The sequence below is a fragment of the Shimazuella sp. NTD248 genome (genome assembly GCF_059510395.1).
On the sequence record NZ_JCAJZT010000002.1, the window covers coordinates 1 to 22,719 of the forward strand.

The following is a 22,719-nucleotide window of genomic DNA, read 5'->3' on the forward strand; positions in this document are numbered from 1 at the left end:
AAATACCGGCGTTACCGGGAATACTGGCGTTACCGGGAATACCGGCGCTACCGGGGCCACTGGCGCTACCGGGGCCACTGGCGCTATCGGGGCCACTGGCGCTATCGGGAACACTGGCGCTATCGGGAACACTGGCGCTACTGGGAATACCGGTGCTACCGGAAATACCGGTGCCACCGGAGATACTGGAGTTACTGGCACTACCGGGAATACTGGCACTACCGGGAATACCGGCGCTACCGGAAATACCGGCGCTACCGGGAATACCGGCGCTACCGGGGCCACTGGCGCTACCGGGAATACTGGCGCTACTGGGAATACTGGCGCTACTGGGAATACTGGCGCTACTGGGAACACTGGCGCTACTGGGAATACTGGCGCTACCGGGAATACTGGCGCTACTGGGAATACTGGCGCTACTGGGAATACTGGCGCTACTGGGAATACTGGCGCTACTGGGAATACTGGCGCTACCGGGAATACTGGCGTTACCGGGAATACTGGCGCTACCGGGAATACTGGCGCTACCGGAAATACCGGCGCTACCGGAAATACTGGCCCTACCGGGGCCACTGGCGCTACCGGGAACACTGGCGCTACCGGGAATACCGGCGCTACAGGTACCACTGGCGCTACCGGGAACACTGGCGCTACCGGGAATACCGGCGCTACAGGTACGAATGTAACAGCAACTTCCGGTTTCGCAGCGAATACTTCAGGAGCATCCATAGCAGTTATATTAGGAGGAACAGTTGTCCCGCTTCCAGATGCTCAAAATCTGTCTGCCGATATAACAGTAAATGGAGCAAATACAATATTTACCGTAGCTCCAGCAGGGCGTTACTATATTTCTTATAACATCCATTTAACGGCTAGTTTATTACTAGGTTCAAGGTTGATTGTAAATGGATCACCTTTAACTCAATCCTCCATCGCACCATCTATCAGTGTTTCTAGTTTCTCTACAGATGTCATTGTCACATTAACTGCTGGATCTACCATATCACTTCAATTATTCGGGCTGTTAGGAACTGCTGTACTTGTATCAGGAGCAGGTGCAACTTTAACTATTATAAGAGTAGAATAATTTTATATTGATTCACAAACAGATAAACCAATTACTACGGTTAAAACGATAAAATATGATGAAAAAAACAAATTATTCAAACCTAACCCCTTATGTGATAAGGGGTTAGGTTTAGTATCTATGCTTCATATCTGTGTAAAATTCCTTTGTTTGATTCCTACGATTAAGGAAATAAATATTTATTTTGGCATGATCCAAAGATGAAATTGAAATTTGATTAATTGCAATTTCATCTTCTATAAATCCATATGAATCCTATTCATAATCAGTTTCCCCAATCCCATTTTTCCCCAGTAAATATCTGATAACTATGAATAGTCCCCGCATCAAACTCCACTATGTGTGCTGTCTTCTCATAGTGACCTCCATACTGGTTTGGCATTACGTTCCCTTCTAATGCGATAACATCCCCATCTTGATTTAAATAAACAATATCAATTGGAAATTTCATTTGAAATGTATGAACCATTCTTCCCCTCATGAGAAATAATCCACTACCAGCTGAGTTTCGTCCAAGAAGCCCTTTCAACAGTTCTTTTTCCGTTACGGCTAACTCCATACTTCGAAAAAAGATATGTGATCGATAAACATTTATCCAATTTTTCAACTCTTTGCCTCCAAAGCAAAATATTTATGCGCAACAATTAAGAAAACAAAATCCATTCTTTTTTAATTTACATTATATTTCCGATAAAATTTTTTTCTTGTGCAATCAAATATTTACTTGTTATTTGGCAAAAAGTGTTAAAAAATAAAAAAGAGAGCTGGATAAGTCCAACTCTCCATAACCTTATGCAAATTCGCTGATTAAACGATCAAATTGCTCTTCTTTTAAATTTAGATCTTGTTTTACAAGGGCTTCTTCTTTATAACCTTTTATCAAGTCTTCATAGGAAGGTCTGTCGGAATTTTGATAAATAATTCCAGTAACGAGACCATTGTGTTCCATCAAGGTTTGCATTGCTTTCCCACGGTTTGATGGATCATATCCTTCGATATCATCCAGACTAGTAAGGTTTTGTTTAAACCAATCGTATGTGTTGATTTTGTTGTAAGTCACACATGGGCTATAAACATTGATCAACGAGAAACCTTTATGTTTAATACCTGCTTCGATTACAGCAGTCATTCCTTTTAAATCACTGGATACCGTTTGTGCAACGAAACCAGCTCCTACCGTTAGTGCCATTTCCATTGGAGAAATCGCAGCTTCAATAGAACCATTTGGTGTACTTTTCGTTTTGAATCCCATCTCCGAGCGTGGAGAAGTTTGTCCTTTGGTGAGACCATAGATTTGATTGTCCATTACAATATAGGTGATATCAACATTACGACGAATGGCATGAACCGTATGTCCCATACCGATCGCAAAGCCATCTCCATCACCACCAGAAGCAATTACAGTTAGCTCTCGATTGGCGAGTTTTAGACCTTGAGCGATTGGTAGAGAACGACCGTGAACACCATGAAATCCATAGGAATTCACATAACCTGCAATACGACCAGAACAACCGATACCGGAAACGATAGCAACTTCTTCAGGTTCTTTACCTAAGTTTGCAAACGCACGCTGCATAGAAGCCAAAACCGTGAAGTCTCCACAACCAGGGCACCAGTTAGGTTTCACTTTGTTGCGGAATTCTTTAAACGTTGCCATGAACCAACAGCTCCTTACACTCTTTATAGATTTCCATCGGCAAGAACGGGTTTCCGTCGTATTTGCCAACGTGAACCAATTTTTCAGCCATACCTACATTCATTTTAATGAGCGAAGTCAGTTGTCCTGTAGCATTGTTTTCTACGACAATTACTTTTTTCGCTTTTTCCATTTGTTCTTTTAATTGTTCAGTTGGAAAAGGCATCAATTGACGAATATGAGCATGATTTACTTTTAATCCATCAGCTTCTAAACGACCCATTGCCTCTTGGATGGTTCCATAAGTAGAGTTAATACCAACAATCAAGATATCGGCATCTTCATGACGTGTATCGGCATGAATTGGATTTGGGAAAGACAGGTTAGTCAATTTGGACAACCGTTTGTCCATCATTTTTTTACGGTTGACAGCACCTTCAAATGGACGTCCTGTTTCATTGTGTTCCACACCAGTTACATGATGGAGCCCGTGTTTTTTCCCAGGAAGAACACGACGAGACACACCATCTTCACTAAATCCATAGCGTGGGAATAACTCTGAATTTTCGAGTTCTGGCAATTCCTCTTCATCCGTAACCAGTTTTCCACGACGAATCTCAATTTTATTATAATCTAGCGGATCCACGGTTTGTTTGCCGAGCGACAATGCCAAATCCGTAACGATGATTACAGGACATTGATACTCTTCAGCGAGGTTAAATGCTTCAATCGTATCATAGAAACATTCTTCCACAGAACTTGGTGCGATAACGATCTTTGGAATTTCACCATGTGTGCTGTACAGCATAGCAAGAATATCACTTTGTTCTTGTTTGGTAGGAAGTCCTGTACTTGGGCCACCACGTTGTGTATCTATGATTACAACAGGTGTTTCGGTCATACCCGCAAGACCTATAGCTTCTGTCATTAAAGATAACCCAGGTCCAGCGGAAGCTGTCAATGCACGCACACCACCATAGTTTGCACCAATAGCCATTGTGATTGCAGCAATTTCATCTTCTGTTTGTACTACCGTTCCACCAAATGCCGGAAGACGACGGATTAAGTATTCCATGATTTCAGAAGATGGAGTGATCGGATAAGCTGCCATTAGTCTTGCTCCACCAGCAACCGCACCAAAAGCAATTGCATCATTACCAATCATATATAAACGTTTCTTTCCATCAGATGGTGCTAAGCTAAAGTCTTTGATAGAAAGATTGGTAGTTTCGGTTTTGACATACTCAATTCCTTTTGTGATTGCATTCATGTTTTTATCAATCACTTGTTGTCCTTTTTTCGCAAATCTATCTGTCAAAACTTCACGGAATGATTCAACAGAAATACCTAGTAGCGCTACAGATGCACCAACAGCCACCATGTTTTTCATTTGAGCCATACCAACTTCTTCAGCAATCTTTGTAAATGGCACTGCAATTAAGTGTGCCTTGACGCCTTCTGGAACAGTAGGATTAAATTTTGCGTCAGCTAAAATTACACCACCGTCTATTAGTTCATAAGAATTTAAATCAATCGTTTCTTGGTCGAATGCAACTAAAATGTCTAGATCATCTGAAATAGAGCTGGTAGGTTCTGTGCTAATACGAATTTTCGTATTGGAGTGGCCACCTTTAATACGGGAAGAAAAATGACGATACCCAAATAGAAAGTAGCCTTGGCGATTGAGCACTGTAGCTAAAGTTTCTCCAGCACTATCAATCCCCTCTCCCTGCTGTCCGCCTACTTTCCAGGAAAGCTGGTTAATCATGAACTCATCTCCTTTAATACTTCACGCCAAACAATCATCTGGAGAAATCCCCAGATGTGAACCAGTAATGTTTATACATTTGTTTATTATGGTAAATTACTAAACACTAACTATTGCCTTTTCTAATTCTATTCCTGTGTAGTAGAAATTGCAATAAGCAATCTTATCTTAGTGAATGTTTATAAAATTTGAGGGCGTTATGGTAAGTCCATTTATCTACTAATGACTTTGGAAAGTAACTACTCAATACATGGTAAAAGGACGGTAATTCAAATGCATTACTCAATCCATATAGTTTATTCTCCATCCCATCAAAATCAGAACCAAAAGAAATACGATCTTCTCCCCCTAAATATTGGATGTGTTCAAGATGAAACAACAAATGGTCTATTGTTGCCTTTTGGTAGGGATGAAACACAAATTGAGGGACATATGTAATTCCGATTAAACCATTCAATTCGATGATTATTTTAATTTGATCATCTGTCAAATTCCTAGGATGGTCACAGATCTTTCGGCAATTGGAATGAGATGCCATAACTTTCACATTTGGAATCGAAACAACATCCCAGAACCCTTGCTCCGATAAATGTGAAACATCTACAATCATTCCGAGTCTCACCATCTCCTTCACAAATTCCTTACCGAAATTAGTAAGACCTCCGTTACGAATCTCCCTACAACCATCTGCAATAGCATTCGAACAATTCCATGTTAAACCTATTTGCCTTACTCCCAATCGATGGAATAAACGCAAGATGGAAAGATCTCTACCCACTGCTTCTCCACCTTCGAGAGAGAGTACAGAGCGAGTTTCTTCCTCTATTCTTTTCCCATTTCCGCATGATAACAGGGGAACAAAAGGTTCAACGTTTTGGTAAAACAAATCAATTTGTTTAAGTGCAGTTCCTAATTTACCAGTTTGGGGGATATGATCAGGAACATAGATAGCAAAATTTTGAAGGAGTACATTGCTATATTTTAAAGAGTTATAAGAAACATCTAAAGGAGAATTATCCGAAAGAAATAAGTTTTCTTGAGGTTGTTTATTTGAAAAAAAAGAACAATCCTCCTTTTCCCGTTTCCAAAGCTGGTAGAGTACATCACAGTGATTATCTATCCAGTACAAACCCTCACCCCCCATATATAAAGAAAAAACCTGCTACATGACATAACAGGTTTAAACGATTATCGAGGTTCCACAATTAATTTTATCGCCGTGCGTTCTTCACCATCGATGACAATGTCGGTAAAGGCAGGGATGCAGATGAGATCAATTCCACTTGGAGCAACAAATCCTCGTGCGATTGCAACCGCTTTAACAGCTTGGTTTAGTGCACCTGCGCCAATAGCCTGCATTTCGGCTTGACCTCTCTCACGCAAAACACCAGCAAGTGCACCTGCGACGGAATTGGGATTCGATTTTGCTGAAACTTTTAATACTTCCATGAATGTACCTCCTCGATGGTTGGAGTAAGTCCACTCCTATCATATTCGACTAAAGTGTAAAAATTCCTTCTTAAAAAAGTAGACAGAACTGAAATAATCCAAATAAAATTATTTTAATTTAACCACGGTGTGTCATTATCAATACGAATTCTCTTCAATTTTTTTGTTCGTTTATTTGAGGTATCGAAATCCATTAAAACACCTTGCAACATAAATCCTTCTTTTGAAACCTCAAATCGAACCGGAAGTTGCGTTATAAATCTTCTTACAACAGCATCAACCTCCATTCCGATTACTCCATTATAGGGGCCTGTCATTCCAATATCCGTCAAATAACCAGTACCTTTTGGTAAGATTCTTTCATCTGCTGTCTGTACATGTGTATGCGTTCCAACCACGGCTGATACCCTCCCATCTAAATACCATGTAAGTGCTTGTTTCTCAGATGTAGTCTCTGCATGCATATCCACTAAGATATAAGGATTTCCTGATATACGATTTAAAATATTATCTACTGTTCGAAATGGACAATCCAATGAGCTAGCAGCATATGTTCTGCCCATAAGGTTGATGATTACAACTTTACCTTTTGCAGAAGAAATGACTGTATACCCTCTTCCCGGTGTTCCCTCTGGGTAATTAGCCGGTCGAATAATTTTCTCCTCATCATCGATAAAATCAAAAATTTCAGACTGTCCCCATGTGTGATTGCCCATCGTCACACAATTTACTCCTAAGGATAGAAATTCCCGAAAAATATCTTTAGTGATTCCTCTACCATTTATAGCAGCATTCTCTCCATTGACCACAATGACATCGGGTTGATAGGTTTGTTTTAATTTGGGGAGGTATGTTCGAAGTGTATCTTGACCCACTTTACCAACGATATCTCCAATCATTAATAATCTCATTTGTTTGATATCCTCTTTCTATCCACTAGAGACTTTTTATTCTATGAAAAAAATAAAGCGGCACAAGGCCACTTTATTTTGCATACTCAACTGATCGAGTCTCCCGAATTACAGTTACTTTGATATGTCCTGGATAATCTAGTTGATTTTCAATTTGTTTGGTTATTTCTCTAGCTAATCTAGTTGCCTCTGCATCATCTACTTCTTCAGGTCGTACAATAATTCTACATTCTCGACCGGCTTGGATAGCATATGATTTTTCTACACCATCAAAAGACTCACAAATCGCTTCTAATTTCTCCAAACGACGGATATATGCCTCTAATGTTTCCCTTCTAGCTCCTGGTCTGGCAGCTGATAAAGCATCAGCAGCTCTTACAAGTACTGCAATAACACTTTCTGCTTCGACATCACCATGATGGGAAGCAATACTGTTGATAACGACTGGATGTTCGTGAAACTTCTTGGCTAACTCTACTCCAATCTCCACGTGAGAACCTTCGATTTCATGGTCAATTGCCTTGCCGACATCATGAAGCAATCCCGCACGCTTTGCTAAAGGAATATCTTCTCCCAATTCAGCAGCTAAAAGACCGCTAAGGTAAGCAACCTCCATGGAATGTTTCAATACATTCTGACCATAACTCGTTCGAAATTTAAGACGTCCAACGATTTTTATGAGGTCTGGATGCAAACCATGTACTCCTGTTTCAAAAGTAGCTTGTTCACCATATTCACGAATTCTCTCATCTACATCACGACGAGCCTTTTCAACCATTTCTTCAATTCTGGCTGGGTGAATTCGACCATCAGCGACTAATTTTTCCAAGGCCACACGCGCAACTTCACGACGAATCGGGTCAAATCCGGACAAAATTACAGCTTCTGGGGTATCATCGATTATCAAATCAATCCCAGTTAACGTTTCTAATGTACGTATATTTCGACCTTCACGTCCTATGATGCGACCTTTCATCTCATCATTTGGCAAGGTAACTACAGACACAGTTGTTTCTGCTACATGATCAGCTGCACAGCGTTGAATAGCGAGAGATAGAATATTTCTAGCTTTCTTATCTCCTTCTTCAATCGCTTGTTGTTCCATTTCTTTGATGAGTTGGGCAGTTTCATGACGCATTTCATCTTCTACACGCTTCATAATGATTTGACGGGCTTCTTCAGTTGCTAAGCCAGAAATACGTTCCATTTCTTTGACTCCAGCTTCTTTTAAATCCTCTATTTCTTTTAGATGCGTGTTAATCGTAATCTCTCGATCATTTAGTTCACTTTCACGTTTCTCTAGATTTTGTTGTCTCACATCAAATGTTTCTTCTTTTTGAACGATTCTCCGTTCCATCCGAGAGAGTTCGTTTCGCTGTTCACGTATTTCCTGTTCTGCTTCGCTTCGCAATTGGTATACTTCATCTCGTGACTCAAGGATTTTTTCCTTTTTCATAGCCTCTGAATCGTGTCTAGCTTTCTCTAAAATCAGTTCTGCTTGTTTCTCAGCACTACCGATACGAGATTCAGCTATACTTTTCCGCAGCCAATAACCAGCAAATCCCATGATTAGCGAGGCGAACAGCAGCAGGATATGTCCTGTGTCTAGCACTGTAGTGTTCACCTCCCTTATTCTTTTATCTCAACCTCCACCACTATTGATGGGGTTTCTTACTATCAGAAGTAAGTATTTCTAAAATCCAGAAACACTCTGTTTCTTTAAGTAAGGGCACATAATTTTACGAACATTAGTAGGGATCAACCTACTATTTCCTGCATAAGCCAATCTTAGTTATGTTTTTCCTATCTTTGAAGATAAATTACCAATCTTGCAGTATTCTCACAAGATTACTTCATACATGGGTTGGTTTAAAAACAAGACCGATTTGCTCGGTCTACCGTTTTACCTTGTTGTTCATTTTGCATACATGCAACCGGTCAAGTGTATCTTAAATAGATGATAAAAATAAAAAGATACAGCTCAATTGTATTCGTTATGAAATCCCATTGTCAAGGCGACTAGCATGCACCTCTGATTTTCCATCTTTTAGACGAACAAAAAAAGATTGGTCAGCAGATTCTGTTAAATGTATATTATGTGTCACAAACAAAATCTGACGATCGAAAGTTTCATGTACAGACTGTAAAAATTGTGTCATAGGTAATATATAATCCTCACTTACATGTTTACCTGGTTCATCTAATAGAATGGGACCATTTAATCGAGGCCTTACTGTCTCCAAGAAAGCAATTCGAAGGGCAAGGGAGATAATATCCACTACTCCACCACCTCTAGCCTCTTGAGGTTTGGTTCGGATCGTTTCTTCATTCCATTTTGTAACAACATAGAACTCAGCTGTTGGATTTTTTTCTGCAGGTGAAAGGTCTATCTCAAAACGAAAAGAAGAACCAAATACGTATTGAAGTGCGTTCGTAACCAATGTTTCCAATTGAGCTTTTGCCTGTTTACGTGCATACTCTCCAGATCGCTGAAACAAAAGACGAACTCTGTCCAATAACTCTTGCTCTTGGCGTAGTTTCTCTTCTTGTTCAAGCAATTCCAGTTGCTCCTTCACAAGCATATCCTTTTTTGTCTTTCGACGAATCCATTCTTCTCTTGCTTCTTTTAATCTAAGATCCATCCGCTCAAATTGCTCAATGGTTTCCATCAGCAAGTAGCTCCTTAGGAAGTAATTGCTCTACTTCTTCTAATCCATCTTGAACTTCTTGCTCCAAACGACTTATTTCTTCTGTCAGTTGTTCTGGCTTTACCCCTAGCTGCTCCAACTCCATTAATATATCTCTTTCCTGTTTTTCCAGATTTTCCAATTTTAATTCCGCTCTACGACGTAAATCTTTTGCTTCCTCAATTTTTGTTTTTATTTGCTTGATCTTCTCTTCCAGCTGCTGCATAATTACTTCCTCCTTCAAGTTCTTGTAATAAGTGTTGAATCAAGTGATCATTGATTTCTGATCCGCAAATTGGACATTCTCCATGTTCCGTAAGCAAATCTCCATATTCCTTTAATAGACCTTCCAAAGTGTTGTTTACCTCAGCTATGCACTGATATCCCATTGCTATTCTTTTTTGTTTATCTGTTAAATCTACTAAATAAGTTCGCAGTTTTGATAAAAGAGATAGTTTTGTTTCTACTTCTGGTAGATAAAGTTGCAAATCTGCTAGAAAACCTTCGCTGATTGTTAAAAACTGTTCTACTTTTTGTTTCCTTTTACATGTATCTTCCCAAATCCGTTCCCACTTCATTAATTTTTCTAACTGATTACGCTTTATTTCTACAGCGCTTACAAGATTCATCCCTTCGTCTATCTGCTCCGTTTGTAGCAATACATCCTTTAATTTTTCTTGTTCCAGTTGAATCTTGTTGTACTCATTTTGAAACTTTTTGTACTTATTCACGATTTGCATTTTCGTGTCTATCTCTTGTTGGATTTGTTCTATTTGGGTAATGGATGCAGTTTTGTCGTAAATAGACTTTTGTACTGTTTTTTCTTCAACATGAAGATGATAACGGATTAAAAGTTGTCGATATTGGCGAAGGTATAACAATTTATTTTCTAATGAAATGGAAATGTGTTCGGCTTCACCTATACTAGGAAACTTCTCTAATATAACTTGTTGTACTTGTTTTTCTTGAGTTACAAGTTTATATTGGTACGCCAATTGCTTTAATTGGATAAGAAGAGATTGTTTTTCTTTGATATCAGATGCCCTTTTTTCTGCTTGTAGCAGAGCTGACTCTAAAATATCTAGATTTTCAAAGGGTTGAAGTTTTTGCTCCACATTTTTTCTCTGTTCAAGGAGATGTTTATTTTTTGAAGCAAGCTGTATTCGATCACTATTTAACTTCTTCAATGCCCTATCTATCAAATGGGCGCCACTAACTAGACCAATTGTTTTAGCTTTTACTCCACTGGACTCAGATAGGAGAAAAGGACCATCAAGCTGATTACCCACTTGTAAAAAAATATCTTTTTGATCCAACTCCAAAGGTCTAAACTGATGAGCATTGGATATCTCCAACGGCACATCTGAACCAAAACCTTCAAATATCTGCGGTTCCTCTCCTATTTTTTCCAATTGATAACGATTAATGGAGTTGTGATTACGAATTCGTCTAATAATGGTTCCATCATCTAAATAGAGTGCTACTTCACAGAGATTAGCACCCATACGAATATATTCAGTTCCTCTAGGGGAATTGAATAAGACCCAGCGAAGCGCACGTAAAATAGCACTTTTTCCACTATCTGACGGACCTACAAACACATTTAAGCCTGGATGAAAATCTAAATCTGTATGTACATGGGATTGGAAGTTTTTTATGATTAATTTTTTAAAATGTATCATTATTCTTTTCCCCTGCCATCTCTTGAGCTTCTCCAATTCTTTTCAATGCTTCCGCTTTAACAGAGTGATCCAGCAGGTCAATCTTAGCGATCTCTTCAATGATTTCCTCTACTTGAATCCCTTGATAGATACCAGCTGCACTCACCTCTTGAGCAAATTGGGCCCATTTCTCTTGTCGATATATAGACTCTTCTTGAATAGATCGGTCAAAAACATCTTCTCCACGAGCAGCAGATGTTAATTTTTGAAAATGGATTTGAATTTCTTTCCCCAATTCGATTAGAACAACTTGTGGCATACGTCTGATTTCTGCTTGTTGATTCGAAAGTCTAGCAACTGAACCTGGATTGATAATATATTTCTTGTTTTTATGCTGGATAGGAAAACCTGCATGATAGTGCCCTGTCAATAATATATCTGCATCGCTTTCCATCTCCAATAAAGCGGATACCATCGTATGAGGTACTCCTTCCGGCAATGCTTTGTCCACAAGCATACCATGAACCATATGTATACAATAATCTGCTCCTGCATGATTGGTAACGGCGTAGTCCTCTGCTATCGTCCGTTTGTCCAGATCGTAATGAAAGGCTTGTCCAGTTAATTGAACCTGATAGGTGCCATCTGATAACACTATATGTTCCTTCGGTTTTACTAATGTCAAAATACCAAAAGCCTCAAGCAAACCAAGCATCGTACGATCTACTGTGGCAGGATTATGACCAAAAATATCATGATTACCAGCAACAGCGTATACAGGGACGGAGAATTTACGAAAAAGTTGGGCAAACTCTCGAACCACTGCAGGGGATAAGTTTGGACGGTCAAAAACATCTCCACCATGTAACACATAGTCCACTTTCTTTTTTTCTGCTATCTGTATAATTTCGTTTAATTTTCGCTTCATCGACTCAAAAAAATCATCTGTACGACCACGAGGAGAAGTACCTCGAATATGCGTATCTGTGAAATAAAGCAAACGCATTATGACCCCTCCAGATCTCGTTTGTTTCTGATATGCTGCAACGCTTGACGAACCAAGTCAGAGGGAAAGCCTCTTCGTAAAAGATAAGAGCCCAATCGACGCTCAATTGTTTGCCAATCTTCTTGATAAAGACGAGAATAGCGCCGTTCGGCGACCTCTGTCACCAATTGGCGCTCCTCTATGATGTCCTCTTCCTGAATAGCCTCATCAATATTAGTTGAGGAAACTCCCTTGCTTTTTAATTCTTGCTTAAGACGATTAATTCCTAGTTTTTTTCCCATCTGTCTTTCTTTTATCCAATTTACTGCATATTGACGATCATCCAAAAAACCTTGCTGTTTCATCGATTCAAGAACAGACTTGATAAGTCTCTCATCAAATCCTTTTTGTAATAAATGTTTTTCTGCTTCTTTCACAGTTCTTGGACGATAACTGATATAACGAAAAAAGGCTTGGGTTACATAATGACGCTCCTGAGTCTCGCTGATTTCTGTTAAATCGGAAGGTTCTATTTCCATCCCTTTATGTAAGCCATACTTTACCAAAACATCCTCATGGACAGAGAGCACAGGCTCTCCATCCACTTGGATTTCGTAACGCTTATGTCGTTGTCCTACAATAGCTGAAATTATCACTTGAGATCAAACAGAGGTGTTTCTTCCTCCGCTTTCTCCTTTGCTTTACGACCTCTTTTTGGTTTTTCCGTTTCTTCAACTTCTATCGTAACGGCAGCTTCTTCTACATGAATAACTGGAAGTTCATGATGTGAACGGATTTGGTTTTCGATTTTTATAAAAGTCTCTGCATTTTCTTTGAGGAATTGTTTTGCATTTTCACGACCCTGTCCCATACGATCACCATTATAGGAATACCATGCACCACTTTTATTCACAATCTCCAGTTCAGTAGCAATATCTAAAGCACTACCCTCTTTGGAAATACCTTCACCAAACATAATATCTACTTCAGCCACCTTAAATGGAGGAGCAACCTTGTTTTTAACTACTTTGATCTTGGTACGATTCCCAACCACATCTGTACCTTGTTTGATAGCTTCTGCACGACGTACTTCCAAACGTACACTGGAGTAGAACTTCAAAGCACGTCCTCCTGGAGTTGTTTCTGGGTTACCAAACATAACACCAACTTTTTCACGGATCTGATTGATAAAGATCGCGATAGTTTTAGATTTGTTGATCGCACCAGATAACTTTCTCAATGCTTGTGACATCAATCGGGCCTGAAGACCTACATGAGAATCTCCCATTTCTCCTTCTATCTCTGCTTTTGGAACCAACGCTGCTACAGAGTCAATCACAATAATATCAATTGCTCCGCTGCGCACCAAAGCCTCAGAAATTTCCAATGCTTGTTCTCCTGTATCTGGTTGAGACAAGAGTAGCTCAGAAATATCCACACCTAATTTTTGTGCATAAACGGGATCAAGGGCATGTTCTGCATCAATAAAAGCAGCTTGACCGCCATTTCTTTGAATTTCTGCTATCGCATGTAATGCGACAGTTGTTTTACCTGACGATTCCGGTCCATATACTTCAATAACTCGTCCACGAGGATATCCTCCTACTCCAAGAGCAATATCCAAAGCAAGAGCACCACTGGAAATAGTCTCTACTTGATGGGAAGCATCTTCCCCCATCTTCATGATAGAACCTTTACCAAATTGCTTTTCGATTTGTCTCAGTGCCATTTCCAAGGCTTGTTTTCGATCTGACATATGTAGAAACTCTCCCTCTTTCATAAAGTTAGAATGATTGCATTATTCTTACTTATTTTCTGTTTGCGTACACGTTCTTATGGGTAGTAAGAAGTTTTTCATCACTTTCATCTTCTCTATCATAACGTGTTTCTCAAAGGATAACAAGCCTTTTTCCGAACATTTATTCTGTAAAAAATGTGCGTTAGAACTTGCACAAATGTGGTAATCTAAGTTTATAGGAGGGTAGTAACATGGACAAAGATCAATTGAAAAACCAAATATTGGAGCAGCTAGAAGAAGTAAACGATCCTGAACTAGGCATCGACATCGTCAACTTAGGATTAGTTTATGATATTGAGATAAGTGAATCCAATAATGTCAAGATAACCATGACTTTAACTGCGATGGGTTGTCCCCTAGCTGGAATGATAAATGGTCTTGTAGAAGACGCTGTTCGAAAAGTCGAAGGTGTAGAAGAAATTGAAGTTGATATCGTTTGGGATCCACCATGGAGCAAAGACCGAATGTCTCGCTATGCAAAAATAGCACTAGGAATACCAGATTAAAAAAATGCACCTAGCATTCTTCAGCTAGGTGCATTTTACTTTTATTCAACCTCTTGCATTCACTTCTGGTCTACGACTCCTACCTGAATCAGAACGTGATTCACGGGTTGTAGGTCTTGGCGAATTGGTCCTTGGTCTTGCAGGTTCCATGTTGACACGCATTCCATTGATACGGGATTGTTGAAGAGCCTCGTAAACAAACGGAGCAATCTCTTCTTGAACTTCTACAAATGAGAACCGATCATAAATATTGATTCGTCCCACTTGACGCAAACCAATACCAGCATGATCCGCAATTGCTTTAGCGAGCTCTTGTGGACGAAGATTGCTATTACGTCCAACATTAATAAAGAATCGTACCATTCCAGGAGAGGCGCCTGTCTCCCCAAAATTATAAGCAGCATCGCTAGTTTTATTAAATCGTTCAAAGAAAGTAAGGTATAAAGATGCTGCTGCCACTTTTTCTGCTGAAAACTTGCCAGCAAGCTGTTCAATCATATCTTCAAATAAAGATAGATCAGCTTCAGATCGAATAACATCTTCAATTTGCGAAATCCAACTTTGTTGTTGTTTCGCTGCTACTTCTTCTAAAGTGGGGAGTTCACGGGATACAAGTTTTGCTCCTGTTTCTTGCTCAATTAGACGAAGTTGTTTCATTTCACGAGGTGTAATTAAAGTAAGGGCCATCCCTGTGCGGCCTGCACGACCAGTACGTCCAATTCGATGGACATAGCTTTCTACATCTTGAGGGATATCGTAGTTGATCACATGAGTTACACTACCGACATCAATGCCCCGAGCAGCGACATCCGTAGCCACAAGAAGTTCGATCTCACCTTGACGGAACTGCCCCATTACCCGATCACGTTGTTGTTGTTGCAGATCACCGTGTAGCCCACCTGCTAAATAACCTCTTACTTGAAGAGCCTCGGTTAAATCATCGACTCCTTTTTTGGTACGACAAAAAACGATTGCTAATTCAATTTCTTCACTATCTAAGATTCTACAGAGAGCTTCCACCTTCATATTTTCCAAAACTCGGTAATAAACCTGTTGAATCATAGGTACGGTAACTTCACCCCGATTGATAGTGATATATTTAGGTTTTCTCATATATTTGTGAGATAACTGACGAATTGCTGGAGGCATGGTAGCTGAAAACAGCAGTAATTGACGCTGTCCAGGCAAAAATCGCAATACAGTCTCAATATCATCGATAAAGCCCATATCTAGCATTTCATCTGCTTCATCTAGAACAATAACTTCTACTCCATCTGTTTTTAATGTACCTCTACGCAAATGATCTAGTAATCTTCCAGGAGTGCCAATCACCACATGTACACCTTGTTGCAAAGCTTTAATTTGTCTAATGATGGATTGACCACCATAGATAGGTAATGTCTTCACTCTCTTTGGACGTCCCAAACGCCGTAGTTCTTCGGAAACTTGAATAGCCAGCTCCCGAGTAGGCGTTAAAATAATACTTTGGACACGATTATCAGATGGATCAATACGCTCTAAAACTGGAATACCGAATGCGGCTGTTTTTCCTGTACCAGTTTGAGCTTGCCCAATCACATCTTCTCCACGTATAACAGCTGGGATACATTCAGCTTGAATAGGAGAAGGCTCTTCATAGCCTATATCTTGTATCCCTCTCATAATTTCATTACTAAGATCAAAATCCTCAAAACGTTTCATATCGTAGTTTCACCTTTCTTTAGTCGTTCAAGTAGAAAGAACAATGCATGTTTTGCTGCAGATTTTTGAATACGTTCTCTATCTCCTGATAACGATAACTCACAGATAGCGGTAGGCATACCTATTTGGGCTAAACCAATGTATACCAAACCAACTGGTTTACTTTCAGATGAAGCCGGACCTGCTACACCTGTCACGCTTATAGCAAAATCAGTTTGAAATTTTTGCCTTGTTTGTTCTGCTAACAGCTTAGCAGCTTCCATACTTACTGCTCCATATTCTTTTAGCACTTCAGTGGAAATACCAACAATATCGGTTTTGGCTTTATCGGAGTAGGAAACAAATCCACCTTTCACTTCTTCACTAGCACCTGGTACAGTAGTTAACAAATGAACAACGAGACCGCCTGTGCAACTTTCTGCTGTAGCGACACTTTGCTTGCTATTTCTTAAATAATGAATTACTACTTCTTCAAGAGATTCTTCTCGCTCACTATAACAGTGTCTCCCAACTCTGGACAAAATTTCATTACGAGTTGGTTCAATGAATTGTTTTGCTAAATCTTCCGATTCTGCGTGTGAGGTGATTCGCAAAGTAACTCCAATATCCATTGCATATGTGGCAAGAATAGGGTTATCAGAAGCGATAATTAAATCTTTTAACTCTTCTTCTAAAGCAGACTCTCCAATCCCAAAAAAAGACATGGGATGTGAGTAAATGACCTCTTTTGATGGTAGTATACGGTGCAAATAAGGAAGTACTTGTTTTTCAAACATTGGTTTTAATTCACCGGGAGGACCAGGCAGTAATATATAAATAACTCCATCTTTCGTAATGGATAAGCCTGGAGCAGTACCTTTTTCATTGGGGAATACAATTCCTGAGGAAAATACCAATGCCTGTTTGTAATTATTTGCGGGAATAGGAGTTTTACGTTTCGAAAAATAACTTTCTAAACGCTGTCGCCATTGTAGATCTTCTACTAATGTTTCTCCTAACAGGTCTGCCAATGTCTCTTTTGTTAAATCATCTAATGTTGGTCCGAGACCGCCACATAGGAACACCAGTTGTGATCTACTATGAGCTACCTTCATTACCTCTGCTAAGCGATCAGCATGATCTCCAACAGACGTATGATAGGCAACTTCTATACCAATAGGAACGCATGCCTGAGAAATAAACTGCGAATGAGTATTAAGTGTAACACCTAGCATAAGCTCGGATCCGACTGTAATTACTTCGGCTTGCATGGAGCAACTCCTCATCCATTTTTAGTAAGAGATACGATTTTCCTATTTTTATAAAAATAGTCAAGTCCTGACAAAATGGTGATAATGACAGCTAACCATGTAACAATGATGGAAAAGGGGAAAGCAAAGTTAGAAAACGGAAAATTATTCAACATAAGCGATACAATTGCCACAATTTGTACAATGGTTTTTATTTTACCAAGTGTGCTCGCAGCAATAATATGGCCTTCCGCAACCGCAATCAATCGAAGACCTGTGACCGCAAATTCACGGCTTATGATTACAATTGCAATCCACGCCGGGAGCCGCTGCATGTCTACAAGTGAGATAAGCGCAGCGGTTATTAATAGCTTGTCAGCAAGTGGGTCTAAGAACTTGCCCAAATTGGTAATGGTTTTATTTTTTCTTGCTATGTAGCCATCTAATCCGTCTGTAACAGCAGCGATAATAAAAACAAAAGTTGCGATCAGCTCACTAACCCGAAGTGTTACCACGCCAAGTCGCACGATGCCAAAATCAAAGCGAATTAGCAAAAAAATCATCACAACAGGCACAAGAAAAATACGTATTAATGTTATTTTATTGGCCAAGTTCACCAACAACTACCTCCCTGATTTACTTCTCTTGGCTGGGAAGGGAGATGAAGAATAAGCCGTTATCCCAATGCCATGGGCTTTTTGTTGTACGGATATCGCACACATGTTTATTTATGGAACTTTCTCGGTCTTCACCACTATTATCCACTATTTCCAATCAAAATTGAATATCAAAAAAGGAAGAAAGCAATCCTTCCGTAAGTATAAACCACAGCAGAGAGTGATGTCAAAAATGTAACAGGATAGATTTTAATTTGATGCAATTTTAAATTCATAGGTAGTTCCCGTTTTCTGAGAAACCGTATCAATTACAACATCATTCACTTTCATTATTACTTTGCTTGGATCATCAACGTGAATAAAAACCCACTTTTTGCCACTCAAATCAAAAGATTCACTCTTTGACAATTCTTTATCGGCAATGATTTTTCCTTTGATACTATCTTCACGAATACGAAAACTAACACCTTCAAGTGGTTGTATATGAACATGTAAAGAATCTGCTTGCGAAATAAACCATGTCTGCTCGATGGATGAATCAGAGGATGTTTTCTGTAGCGTAAAAATTGGCCTTTCTTTGTTTGATGAGACAGGGGTAGTTTGATTTTGTAATGGCTGTTTCATCGAATTTGTACTTTCTGATTTCTCATTTGGAATAAAGAGCCATGTGACAAGTGCCAAACTTAAACAAGCACCACATGCTAAAAAATAATATCGATAAGTGTACCAAACAGGCTTTTCTTTTGATAATGATCGGGTAGATCTTCTTCCCTTTCTCCTAGGGGTTAATGTTTGTTCTGGACGCTGAAACTGACGATAAGAATCAATAATAGGATCCACTTCAACTTCTAAAAAATCAGCGTAAGTAGTAATATATCTTTCTGCCAAGTATTTTTTTTGAGGCAAATGAGAGAATTTTTCTTCTTCAATTGCTTGCAAATACAACTTAGGTATAGAAAGATGATCTGAAATCTCATCCAGATCGAGAAAAGACGTTTCACGCACTTCCTTAAGTTGACTCAATAGTCTCTCCCCTATCAATATATAAAAAAGAACAGCCCAAAAGAGGGCCATTGCTCTTATTTTTTTACAATGTGTATGATTTTTGATGAAGTAACGCGAATACCGTTGATTGTTACTTTCACATTATCTGGAGAACCTAAAACGATATAAAGATCAGGTATATCTTTGAATGTATGGTTATATTCAAAAGTAGCATCTTTACTTGTTAAGGTGACATCTTTTAAATATTTATTAGGATCAGTGGTAGGATCTTGCTGAGTCCGCAGTTGTACCCAAGATGTTCCGGATGGATTTAGAACAACTTTTGCAGTATCTGTACCTGTCAGCGTGTAAAGCCCAGCAGATTCCTTTTCCAAGTTTCCTTGAGATGTACTTTCAGTAGTCTCTTTGGTAGATGGACCAGCAGTTTGTTGTTTCTGTTCTGTCTTTGTTTCTTCCGTGGTGGTATTTTTTTCCTGAACAACTTTTTTGTCGTCCTCGCCATTTCCTGAAAATAAATACCAACCAATACCTACAAGAAGTAGAACAGCAACAATACTAGCGATGATAACTCTACTACTAAAGAACCCATTTGAGTTTTGAATTGGACGATTTCGAACAGAACTTCTACGAAGTGTTTGTACTTCTGATGCATCTTGGGAATTGGAAGATGCGGTCTTGAAATCCCCCGTATTTCGAGATGCAAAACGAGACTCTTTGAAACCAAATGACCGTTTATTACCGGTATTTTCCTTTTCCACTGTCGCTTTCTCTTGTAATTCTGTATTGCCATTTGAAAACGTACTATTAACAGTAGGTAAAGTATTAGTATTACGAAAGCGTGAAGATCGAGAAAGCACTTTGCTTTCTTGGATAGAATTTGTCTTTTGTTCTGTATTAGGCGGTTTTGTATGTTCCTTTACAACCTGTTCTGGTTGAGTTGGTCTTTTATTTGCTTGTGTACGAGATAGAGTAGAAGATTCAGGTGTTTTATTCAATCTTGATGGTACAAATTGTGCAGTACTACTCTCCGTAGACTGAGGTGATGTGACTTGTTTTTTCAAGCGAGAAGATTGTTGTTTTTGAATCAAAGTCGTCTGCTCTACAGCAGTACTTCCTTCTTTATTAGCCGGCTTTACAATAGAATTTTCATTCGTAGCAAAACGTTTTTCTTTTACTGTAGGTGTTCCACCACGAGTTGTAAGTGCTTGTGATGGCAATAACGATGGGAACTTTTGTTCTTTTTTAGACTTATCACTCGAGAGAACCTGAGGTTTTGCTGTCTTCTCTAATTCTTCTCGCCTCTGCATCATAGGGAGCTTAGCCGTGTTCGATATCGGATTAGCAATGGTAAGAGCTGTTTTTGCACTTGTTCGATTAATAGCAGCCGAAGGTTTCGTATTTGGTGATACTTTCGGCATTGCACCAGTTAAACCAAACTTATGCATACCAGTTTGACCCAATTTGTTTAACTGCTCTGTCAATTGAGAAGCGTCAAATTGACCTGTTTGGTATCGTTCTGCCTGCTCCTTTTTCCGATATTCACGCAAAATGTAATGAGGTTCCACTTTTACACAATTTGCGTAAGATCGAAGATAGGTTCTTACATAAAATGGACTTGGTAATTTATCGAAATCTCCCTTTTCAATTGCTTCCAAAAACGATTTTTGTATTCTCGTCTTTTCTTGTACTTCGTCGAGGGACAGTCCTACCGACTCTCGGGCTTGTCGAAGAAAATTACCAATTTCGACAGACACCCCAGCCACCTCCTGATAGGTTGTACATCAATCATCAACAATCGTACAACCGACATAAAATTGTCATAAATTTTATCCAAGCATACCATTGGATTCTGAAGCTGTCAAAGGCTTAACCTTGTCAGATATTTCTGCAACCTCTGTGCTTGTTGAGCGGAGATAAACAACAATACCTGCCGCAACCAATAATAACAGAAAACCAGTGATGAGTAACCCATTATAAAACTTGGCAAATCCTGAAACTTTCTTCTTTTTGGCTTTCTTTTTAGACTTATTCGTCTTTGATTGGCTTTTCACAGCACGTGACATAGTTACCATCTTTTCCGAAGAACGCCCAAATTCCTGCTTTTTACTACGAGAAAGGACTGGGATTTCATCGGAACGCTGTAGCACTTGTTCTTTTTGAATCCTTGCAGTACGTGACAAACGCTCTGTTGCCACCTGTTTACTTTCTTGATAAATCTTAATAACCTTACGAGGGTCCAGATTCACATAGATGGAATATGTACGAAGATAGGATCGAATATATACTGGGCCAGGTAGAGCTTCAAAATCTCCACGTTCAATCGCATCTAAATATTTTATTTCTATCCTAGTCGCTTCTGACAATTCTTCCATGGAAATACCTGACTGTTCACGTGTTGACCGCAAATGGTATCCCAATTCTTTCAACTTTTGATCCTCCCTCTATTGGAAAAGCATGTAAACCATACCCAAAATGAGGATAATAGCTACAATCAACCAGAGAGAAGAAATTTTCTTTTTTTTAGCTGGTGACCGCTTAGGTAATTCAACTGCTTCTATCTTTGGCTTTATTGGCGTGGAAGATTGTTCTACCATTTGCGATGATTCGTACAACTGCAAAAGAGAACTCACATTAAGATTTAAATACTTCCCATAAGTTTTCAGAAAGGCGCGTGCATAAAAAGGACTAGGAAGTAAATCATACTCTTCCTTTTCCAAAGCTTGTAAGTATTTCCCCTCAATATTCGTGAGTTCTGCCATTTCTTCAAGCGTATAACTCTTTTTCTCACGCGCTTGTTTCAAGTACTTCCCCACGCCAGCCAAGTGCATTATCCCCCTTAAAAATCTTGATCCAAGTCTTCAAGTGTGATGGTTTCAGATGAATCTTGCTTTAATTCAATAATGTAATCAAAATCATCTAAAGAGTATTCGGTTTGTTGGACAAATACATCAGGATGTTCAATTACTTTGGTTGCATTTAAACTCATTATTTCTCTAAGTAACATTCGGTGCTCTTCATCGCCTCTTCTAGTCGACATGACACCATCGATGATGAAAACCCTTTCTTCTGAGAATTCATCTCTCGTCAGCTGGCTGCGCATTGTTTGTTTTAACAAAGTGGAAGACAAAAAAATCCATCTCTTGTTCGCACAAACACTAGAAGCAACAATTGATTCTGTTTTCCCGATTCGAGGCATGCCTCGAATGCCAATTAGTTGGTGACCTTTACGTTGAAATAGCTCTGCCATAAAATCAACCAATATACCCAATTCTTCTCTTGTGAAAAAATAGGTACGCATATCTTCAGATGACCGTTCTAAATATCTTCCATGTCGAATCGCAATACGATCAACTAATTTAGGAGGTCGAAGTGCTGTTAGCGTAATGTCTTCCACTTGCAACAATATATGACGAAGCGATTCAATCTTATCGTGGTTACTCGTTTGTAAAAGCAAACCACGTCGCCGATTTTCAACACCATTGATCGTGATAATATTGATAGCAAGCATCCCTAATATAGAGGCAACATCACCTAATAAACCTGGTCTGTTTTTATGTATTTGGTACTCCATGTACCATTCTTGACTTGCCATGATACCACCTCTCAAAGGAATGACAGGCTTCATGAGCTATACGAATTAGTATAGCACATGTTCTTTTCTCTCGAAAGAGAATCGACC

Annotated in this window: 22 protein-coding genes and 1 pseudogene; 2 read left to right on the forward strand and 21 right to left on the reverse strand. The window is 39.3% G+C overall.

Features of this window, described 5'->3' with window-relative positions; all coding sequences use genetic code 11:
- Positions 1-1,087, forward strand: a 1,087-nt coding sequence (locus AC5WOE_RS04535; RefSeq protein WP_496052043.1) for a BclA C-terminal domain-containing protein, incomplete at its 5' end; no start/stop codon positions are given.
- Between the two features lie 265 nt (positions 1,088-1,352).
- Here AC5WOE_RS04535 and AC5WOE_RS04540 read toward each other — a convergent pair.
- From AC5WOE_RS04540 to recA, 13 genes and pseudogenes are all read right to left on the reverse strand, one after another.
- Entirely contained in the window at positions 1,353-1,694 is a 342-nt protein-coding gene (locus AC5WOE_RS04540; RefSeq protein ID WP_496049875.1) for a DUF192 domain-containing protein, read from the reverse strand.
- Between the two features lie 183 nt (positions 1,695-1,877).
- On the reverse strand, positions 1,878-2,744 hold the full coding sequence (locus tag AC5WOE_RS04545; RefSeq protein ID WP_496052044.1) for a 2-oxoacid:ferredoxin oxidoreductase subunit beta: 867 nt from the start codon (positions 2,742-2,744) through the stop codon (positions 1,878-1,880).
- Positions 2,731-4,491 (reverse strand): 2-oxoacid:acceptor oxidoreductase subunit alpha, encoded by a 1,761-nt coding sequence (locus tag AC5WOE_RS04550; RefSeq protein ID WP_496052045.1) that lies wholly within the window; start codon positions 4,489-4,491, stop codon positions 2,731-2,733. Before AC5WOE_RS04550 ends, AC5WOE_RS04545 begins: the two co-directional genes overlap by 14 nt.
- Positions 4,492-4,654: 163 nt before the next feature.
- Positions 4,655-5,620, reverse strand: a complete 966-nt coding sequence (locus AC5WOE_RS04555) for a dipeptidase (protein WP_496052046.1) — start codon at positions 5,618-5,620, stop codon at positions 4,655-4,657.
- A gap of 59 nt (positions 5,621-5,679) precedes the next feature.
- A complete protein-coding gene (locus AC5WOE_RS04560; RefSeq protein WP_022737614.1) occupies positions 5,680-5,940 on the reverse strand; it encodes a stage V sporulation protein S in 261 nt (86 codons plus the stop codon).
- A 113-nt stretch (positions 5,941-6,053) separates the two neighbouring features.
- The gene (locus tag AC5WOE_RS04565) at positions 6,054-6,851 is read right to left on the reverse strand and encodes a TIGR00282 family metallophosphoesterase (protein ID WP_496049871.1); all 798 of its coding nucleotides are present in this window, start codon (positions 6,849-6,851) and stop codon (positions 6,054-6,056) included.
- A gap of 73 nt (positions 6,852-6,924) precedes the next feature.
- The gene (rny, locus tag AC5WOE_RS04570; RefSeq protein ID WP_496049972.1) at positions 6,925-8,418 is read right to left on the reverse strand and encodes a ribonuclease Y; all 1,494 of its coding nucleotides are present in this window, start codon (positions 8,416-8,418) and stop codon (positions 6,925-6,927) included.
- Between the two features lie 427 nt (positions 8,419-8,845).
- Complete coding sequence (locus tag AC5WOE_RS04575; protein ID WP_496052047.1) at positions 8,846-9,520, reverse strand: OLD family protein; 675 nt, start codon at positions 9,518-9,520, stop codon at positions 8,846-8,848.
- The gene (locus tag AC5WOE_RS04580) at positions 9,507-9,755 is read right to left on the reverse strand and encodes a hypothetical protein (RefSeq protein ID WP_496049971.1); all 249 of its coding nucleotides are present in this window, start codon (positions 9,753-9,755) and stop codon (positions 9,507-9,509) included. The genes AC5WOE_RS04575 and AC5WOE_RS04580 overlap by 14 nt, the downstream gene beginning before the upstream one ends.
- A gap of 448 nt (positions 9,756-10,203) precedes the next feature.
- Positions 10,204-11,220, reverse strand: a pseudogene (locus AC5WOE_RS04585) (AAA family ATPase); the annotation flags it as partial.
- Positions 11,207-12,205 carry a metallophosphoesterase family protein gene (locus AC5WOE_RS04590; protein WP_496049869.1) on the reverse strand — a complete coding sequence of 333 codons (999 nt, stop codon included), beginning with the start codon at positions 12,203-12,205 and terminating at the stop codon, positions 11,207-11,209. The gene AC5WOE_RS04590 and the pseudogene AC5WOE_RS04585, both read right to left, overlap by 14 nt.
- Entirely contained in the window at positions 12,205-12,840 is a 636-nt protein-coding gene (locus tag AC5WOE_RS04595; protein WP_496049868.1) for a regulatory protein RecX, read from the reverse strand. Before AC5WOE_RS04595 ends, AC5WOE_RS04590 begins: the two co-directional genes overlap by 1 nt.
- Entirely contained in the window at positions 12,837-13,940 is a 1,104-nt protein-coding gene (gene recA / locus AC5WOE_RS04600) for a recombinase RecA (RefSeq protein ID WP_496049867.1), read from the reverse strand. Before recA ends, AC5WOE_RS04595 begins: the two co-directional genes overlap by 4 nt.
- A 233-nt stretch (positions 13,941-14,173) precedes the next feature.
- Between recA and AC5WOE_RS04605 the strand changes: the two genes are divergently transcribed.
- Positions 14,174-14,488, forward strand: a complete 315-nt coding sequence (locus AC5WOE_RS04605; protein ID WP_496049866.1) for a metal-sulfur cluster assembly factor — start codon at positions 14,174-14,176, stop codon at positions 14,486-14,488.
- Between the two features lie 45 nt (positions 14,489-14,533).
- Here AC5WOE_RS04605 and AC5WOE_RS04610 read toward each other — a convergent pair whose 3' ends face one another.
- From AC5WOE_RS04610 to AC5WOE_RS04645, 8 genes are all read right to left on the reverse strand, one after another.
- A complete protein-coding gene (locus tag AC5WOE_RS04610; RefSeq protein WP_496049865.1) occupies positions 14,534-16,189 on the reverse strand; it encodes a DEAD/DEAH box helicase in 1,656 nt (551 codons plus the stop codon).
- Complete coding sequence (locus tag AC5WOE_RS04615) at positions 16,186-17,439, reverse strand: competence/damage-inducible protein A (RefSeq protein WP_496049864.1); 1,254 nt, start codon at positions 17,437-17,439, stop codon at positions 16,186-16,188. The genes AC5WOE_RS04610 and AC5WOE_RS04615 overlap by 4 nt, the downstream gene beginning before the upstream one ends.
- An 11-nt stretch (positions 17,440-17,450) precedes the next feature.
- A complete protein-coding gene (gene pgsA, locus AC5WOE_RS04620; protein ID WP_496049863.1) occupies positions 17,451-18,035 on the reverse strand; it encodes a CDP-diacylglycerol--glycerol-3-phosphate 3-phosphatidyltransferase in 585 nt (194 codons plus the stop codon).
- A gap of 249 nt (positions 18,036-18,284) precedes the next feature.
- Positions 18,285-19,058, reverse strand: coding sequence for a helix-turn-helix domain-containing protein (locus AC5WOE_RS04625; protein WP_496049862.1), 774 nt, complete (start codon positions 19,056-19,058; stop codon positions 18,285-18,287).
- A gap of 56 nt (positions 19,059-19,114) precedes the next feature.
- Entirely contained in the window at positions 19,115-20,794 is a 1,680-nt protein-coding gene (locus tag AC5WOE_RS04630) for a helix-turn-helix domain-containing protein (RefSeq protein ID WP_496049861.1), read from the reverse strand.
- 72 nt (positions 20,795-20,866) lie between these two features.
- Positions 20,867-21,466 (reverse strand): helix-turn-helix domain-containing protein, encoded by a 600-nt coding sequence (locus AC5WOE_RS04635; RefSeq protein WP_496049860.1) that lies wholly within the window; start codon positions 21,464-21,466, stop codon positions 20,867-20,869.
- A gap of 15 nt (positions 21,467-21,481) precedes the next feature.
- Complete coding sequence (locus tag AC5WOE_RS04640) at positions 21,482-21,853, reverse strand: helix-turn-helix domain-containing protein (RefSeq protein ID WP_496049970.1); 372 nt, start codon at positions 21,851-21,853, stop codon at positions 21,482-21,484.
- A gap of 23 nt (positions 21,854-21,876) precedes the next feature.
- A complete protein-coding gene (locus AC5WOE_RS04645; RefSeq protein ID WP_496049859.1) occupies positions 21,877-22,632 on the reverse strand; it encodes a DUF3388 domain-containing protein in 756 nt (251 codons plus the stop codon).
- Positions 22,633-22,719 lie beyond the last annotated feature (87 nt).

Coding starts and splice junctions, on each gene's coding strand:
- AC5WOE_RS04550 (WP_496052045.1), bottom strand. CDS start 4,491: ATGATTAACCAGCTTTCCTGGAAAGTAGGCGGACAGCAGGGAGAGGGG.
- AC5WOE_RS04645 (WP_496049859.1), bottom strand. CDS start 22,632: ATGGCAAGTCAAGAATGGTACATGGAGTACCAAATACATAAAAACAGA.
- AC5WOE_RS04560 (WP_022737614.1), bottom strand. CDS start 5,940: ATGGAAGTATTAAAAGTTTCAGCAAAATCGAATCCCAATTCCGTCGCA.
- rny (WP_496049972.1), bottom strand. CDS start 8,418: ATGGGATTTGCTGGTTATTGGCTGCGGAAAAGTATAGCTGAATCTCGT.
- AC5WOE_RS04615 (WP_496049864.1), bottom strand. CDS start 17,439: ATGCAAGCCGAAGTAATTACAGTCGGATCCGAGCTTATGCTAGGTGTT.
- AC5WOE_RS04565 (WP_496049871.1), bottom strand. CDS start 6,851: ATGAGATTATTAATGATTGGAGATATCGTTGGTAAAGTGGGTCAAGAT.
- AC5WOE_RS04575 (WP_496052047.1), bottom strand. CDS start 9,520: ATGGAAACCATTGAGCAATTTGAGCGGATGGATCTTAGATTAAAAGAA.
- AC5WOE_RS04545 (WP_496052044.1), bottom strand. CDS start 2,744: ATGGCAACGTTTAAAGAATTCCGCAACAAAGTGAAACCTAACTGGTGC.
- AC5WOE_RS04590 (WP_496049869.1), bottom strand. CDS start 12,205: ATGCGTTTGCTTTATTTCACAGATACGCATATTCGAGGTACTTCTCCT.
- AC5WOE_RS04605 (WP_496049866.1), top strand. CDS start 14,174: ATGGACAAAGATCAATTGAAAAACCAAATATTGGAGCAGCTAGAAGAA.
- recA (WP_496049867.1), bottom strand. CDS start 13,940: ATGTCAGATCGAAAACAAGCCTTGGAAATGGCACTGAGACAAATCGAA.
- AC5WOE_RS04610 (WP_496049865.1), bottom strand. CDS start 16,189: ATGAAACGTTTTGAGGATTTTGATCTTAGTAATGAAATTATGAGAGGG.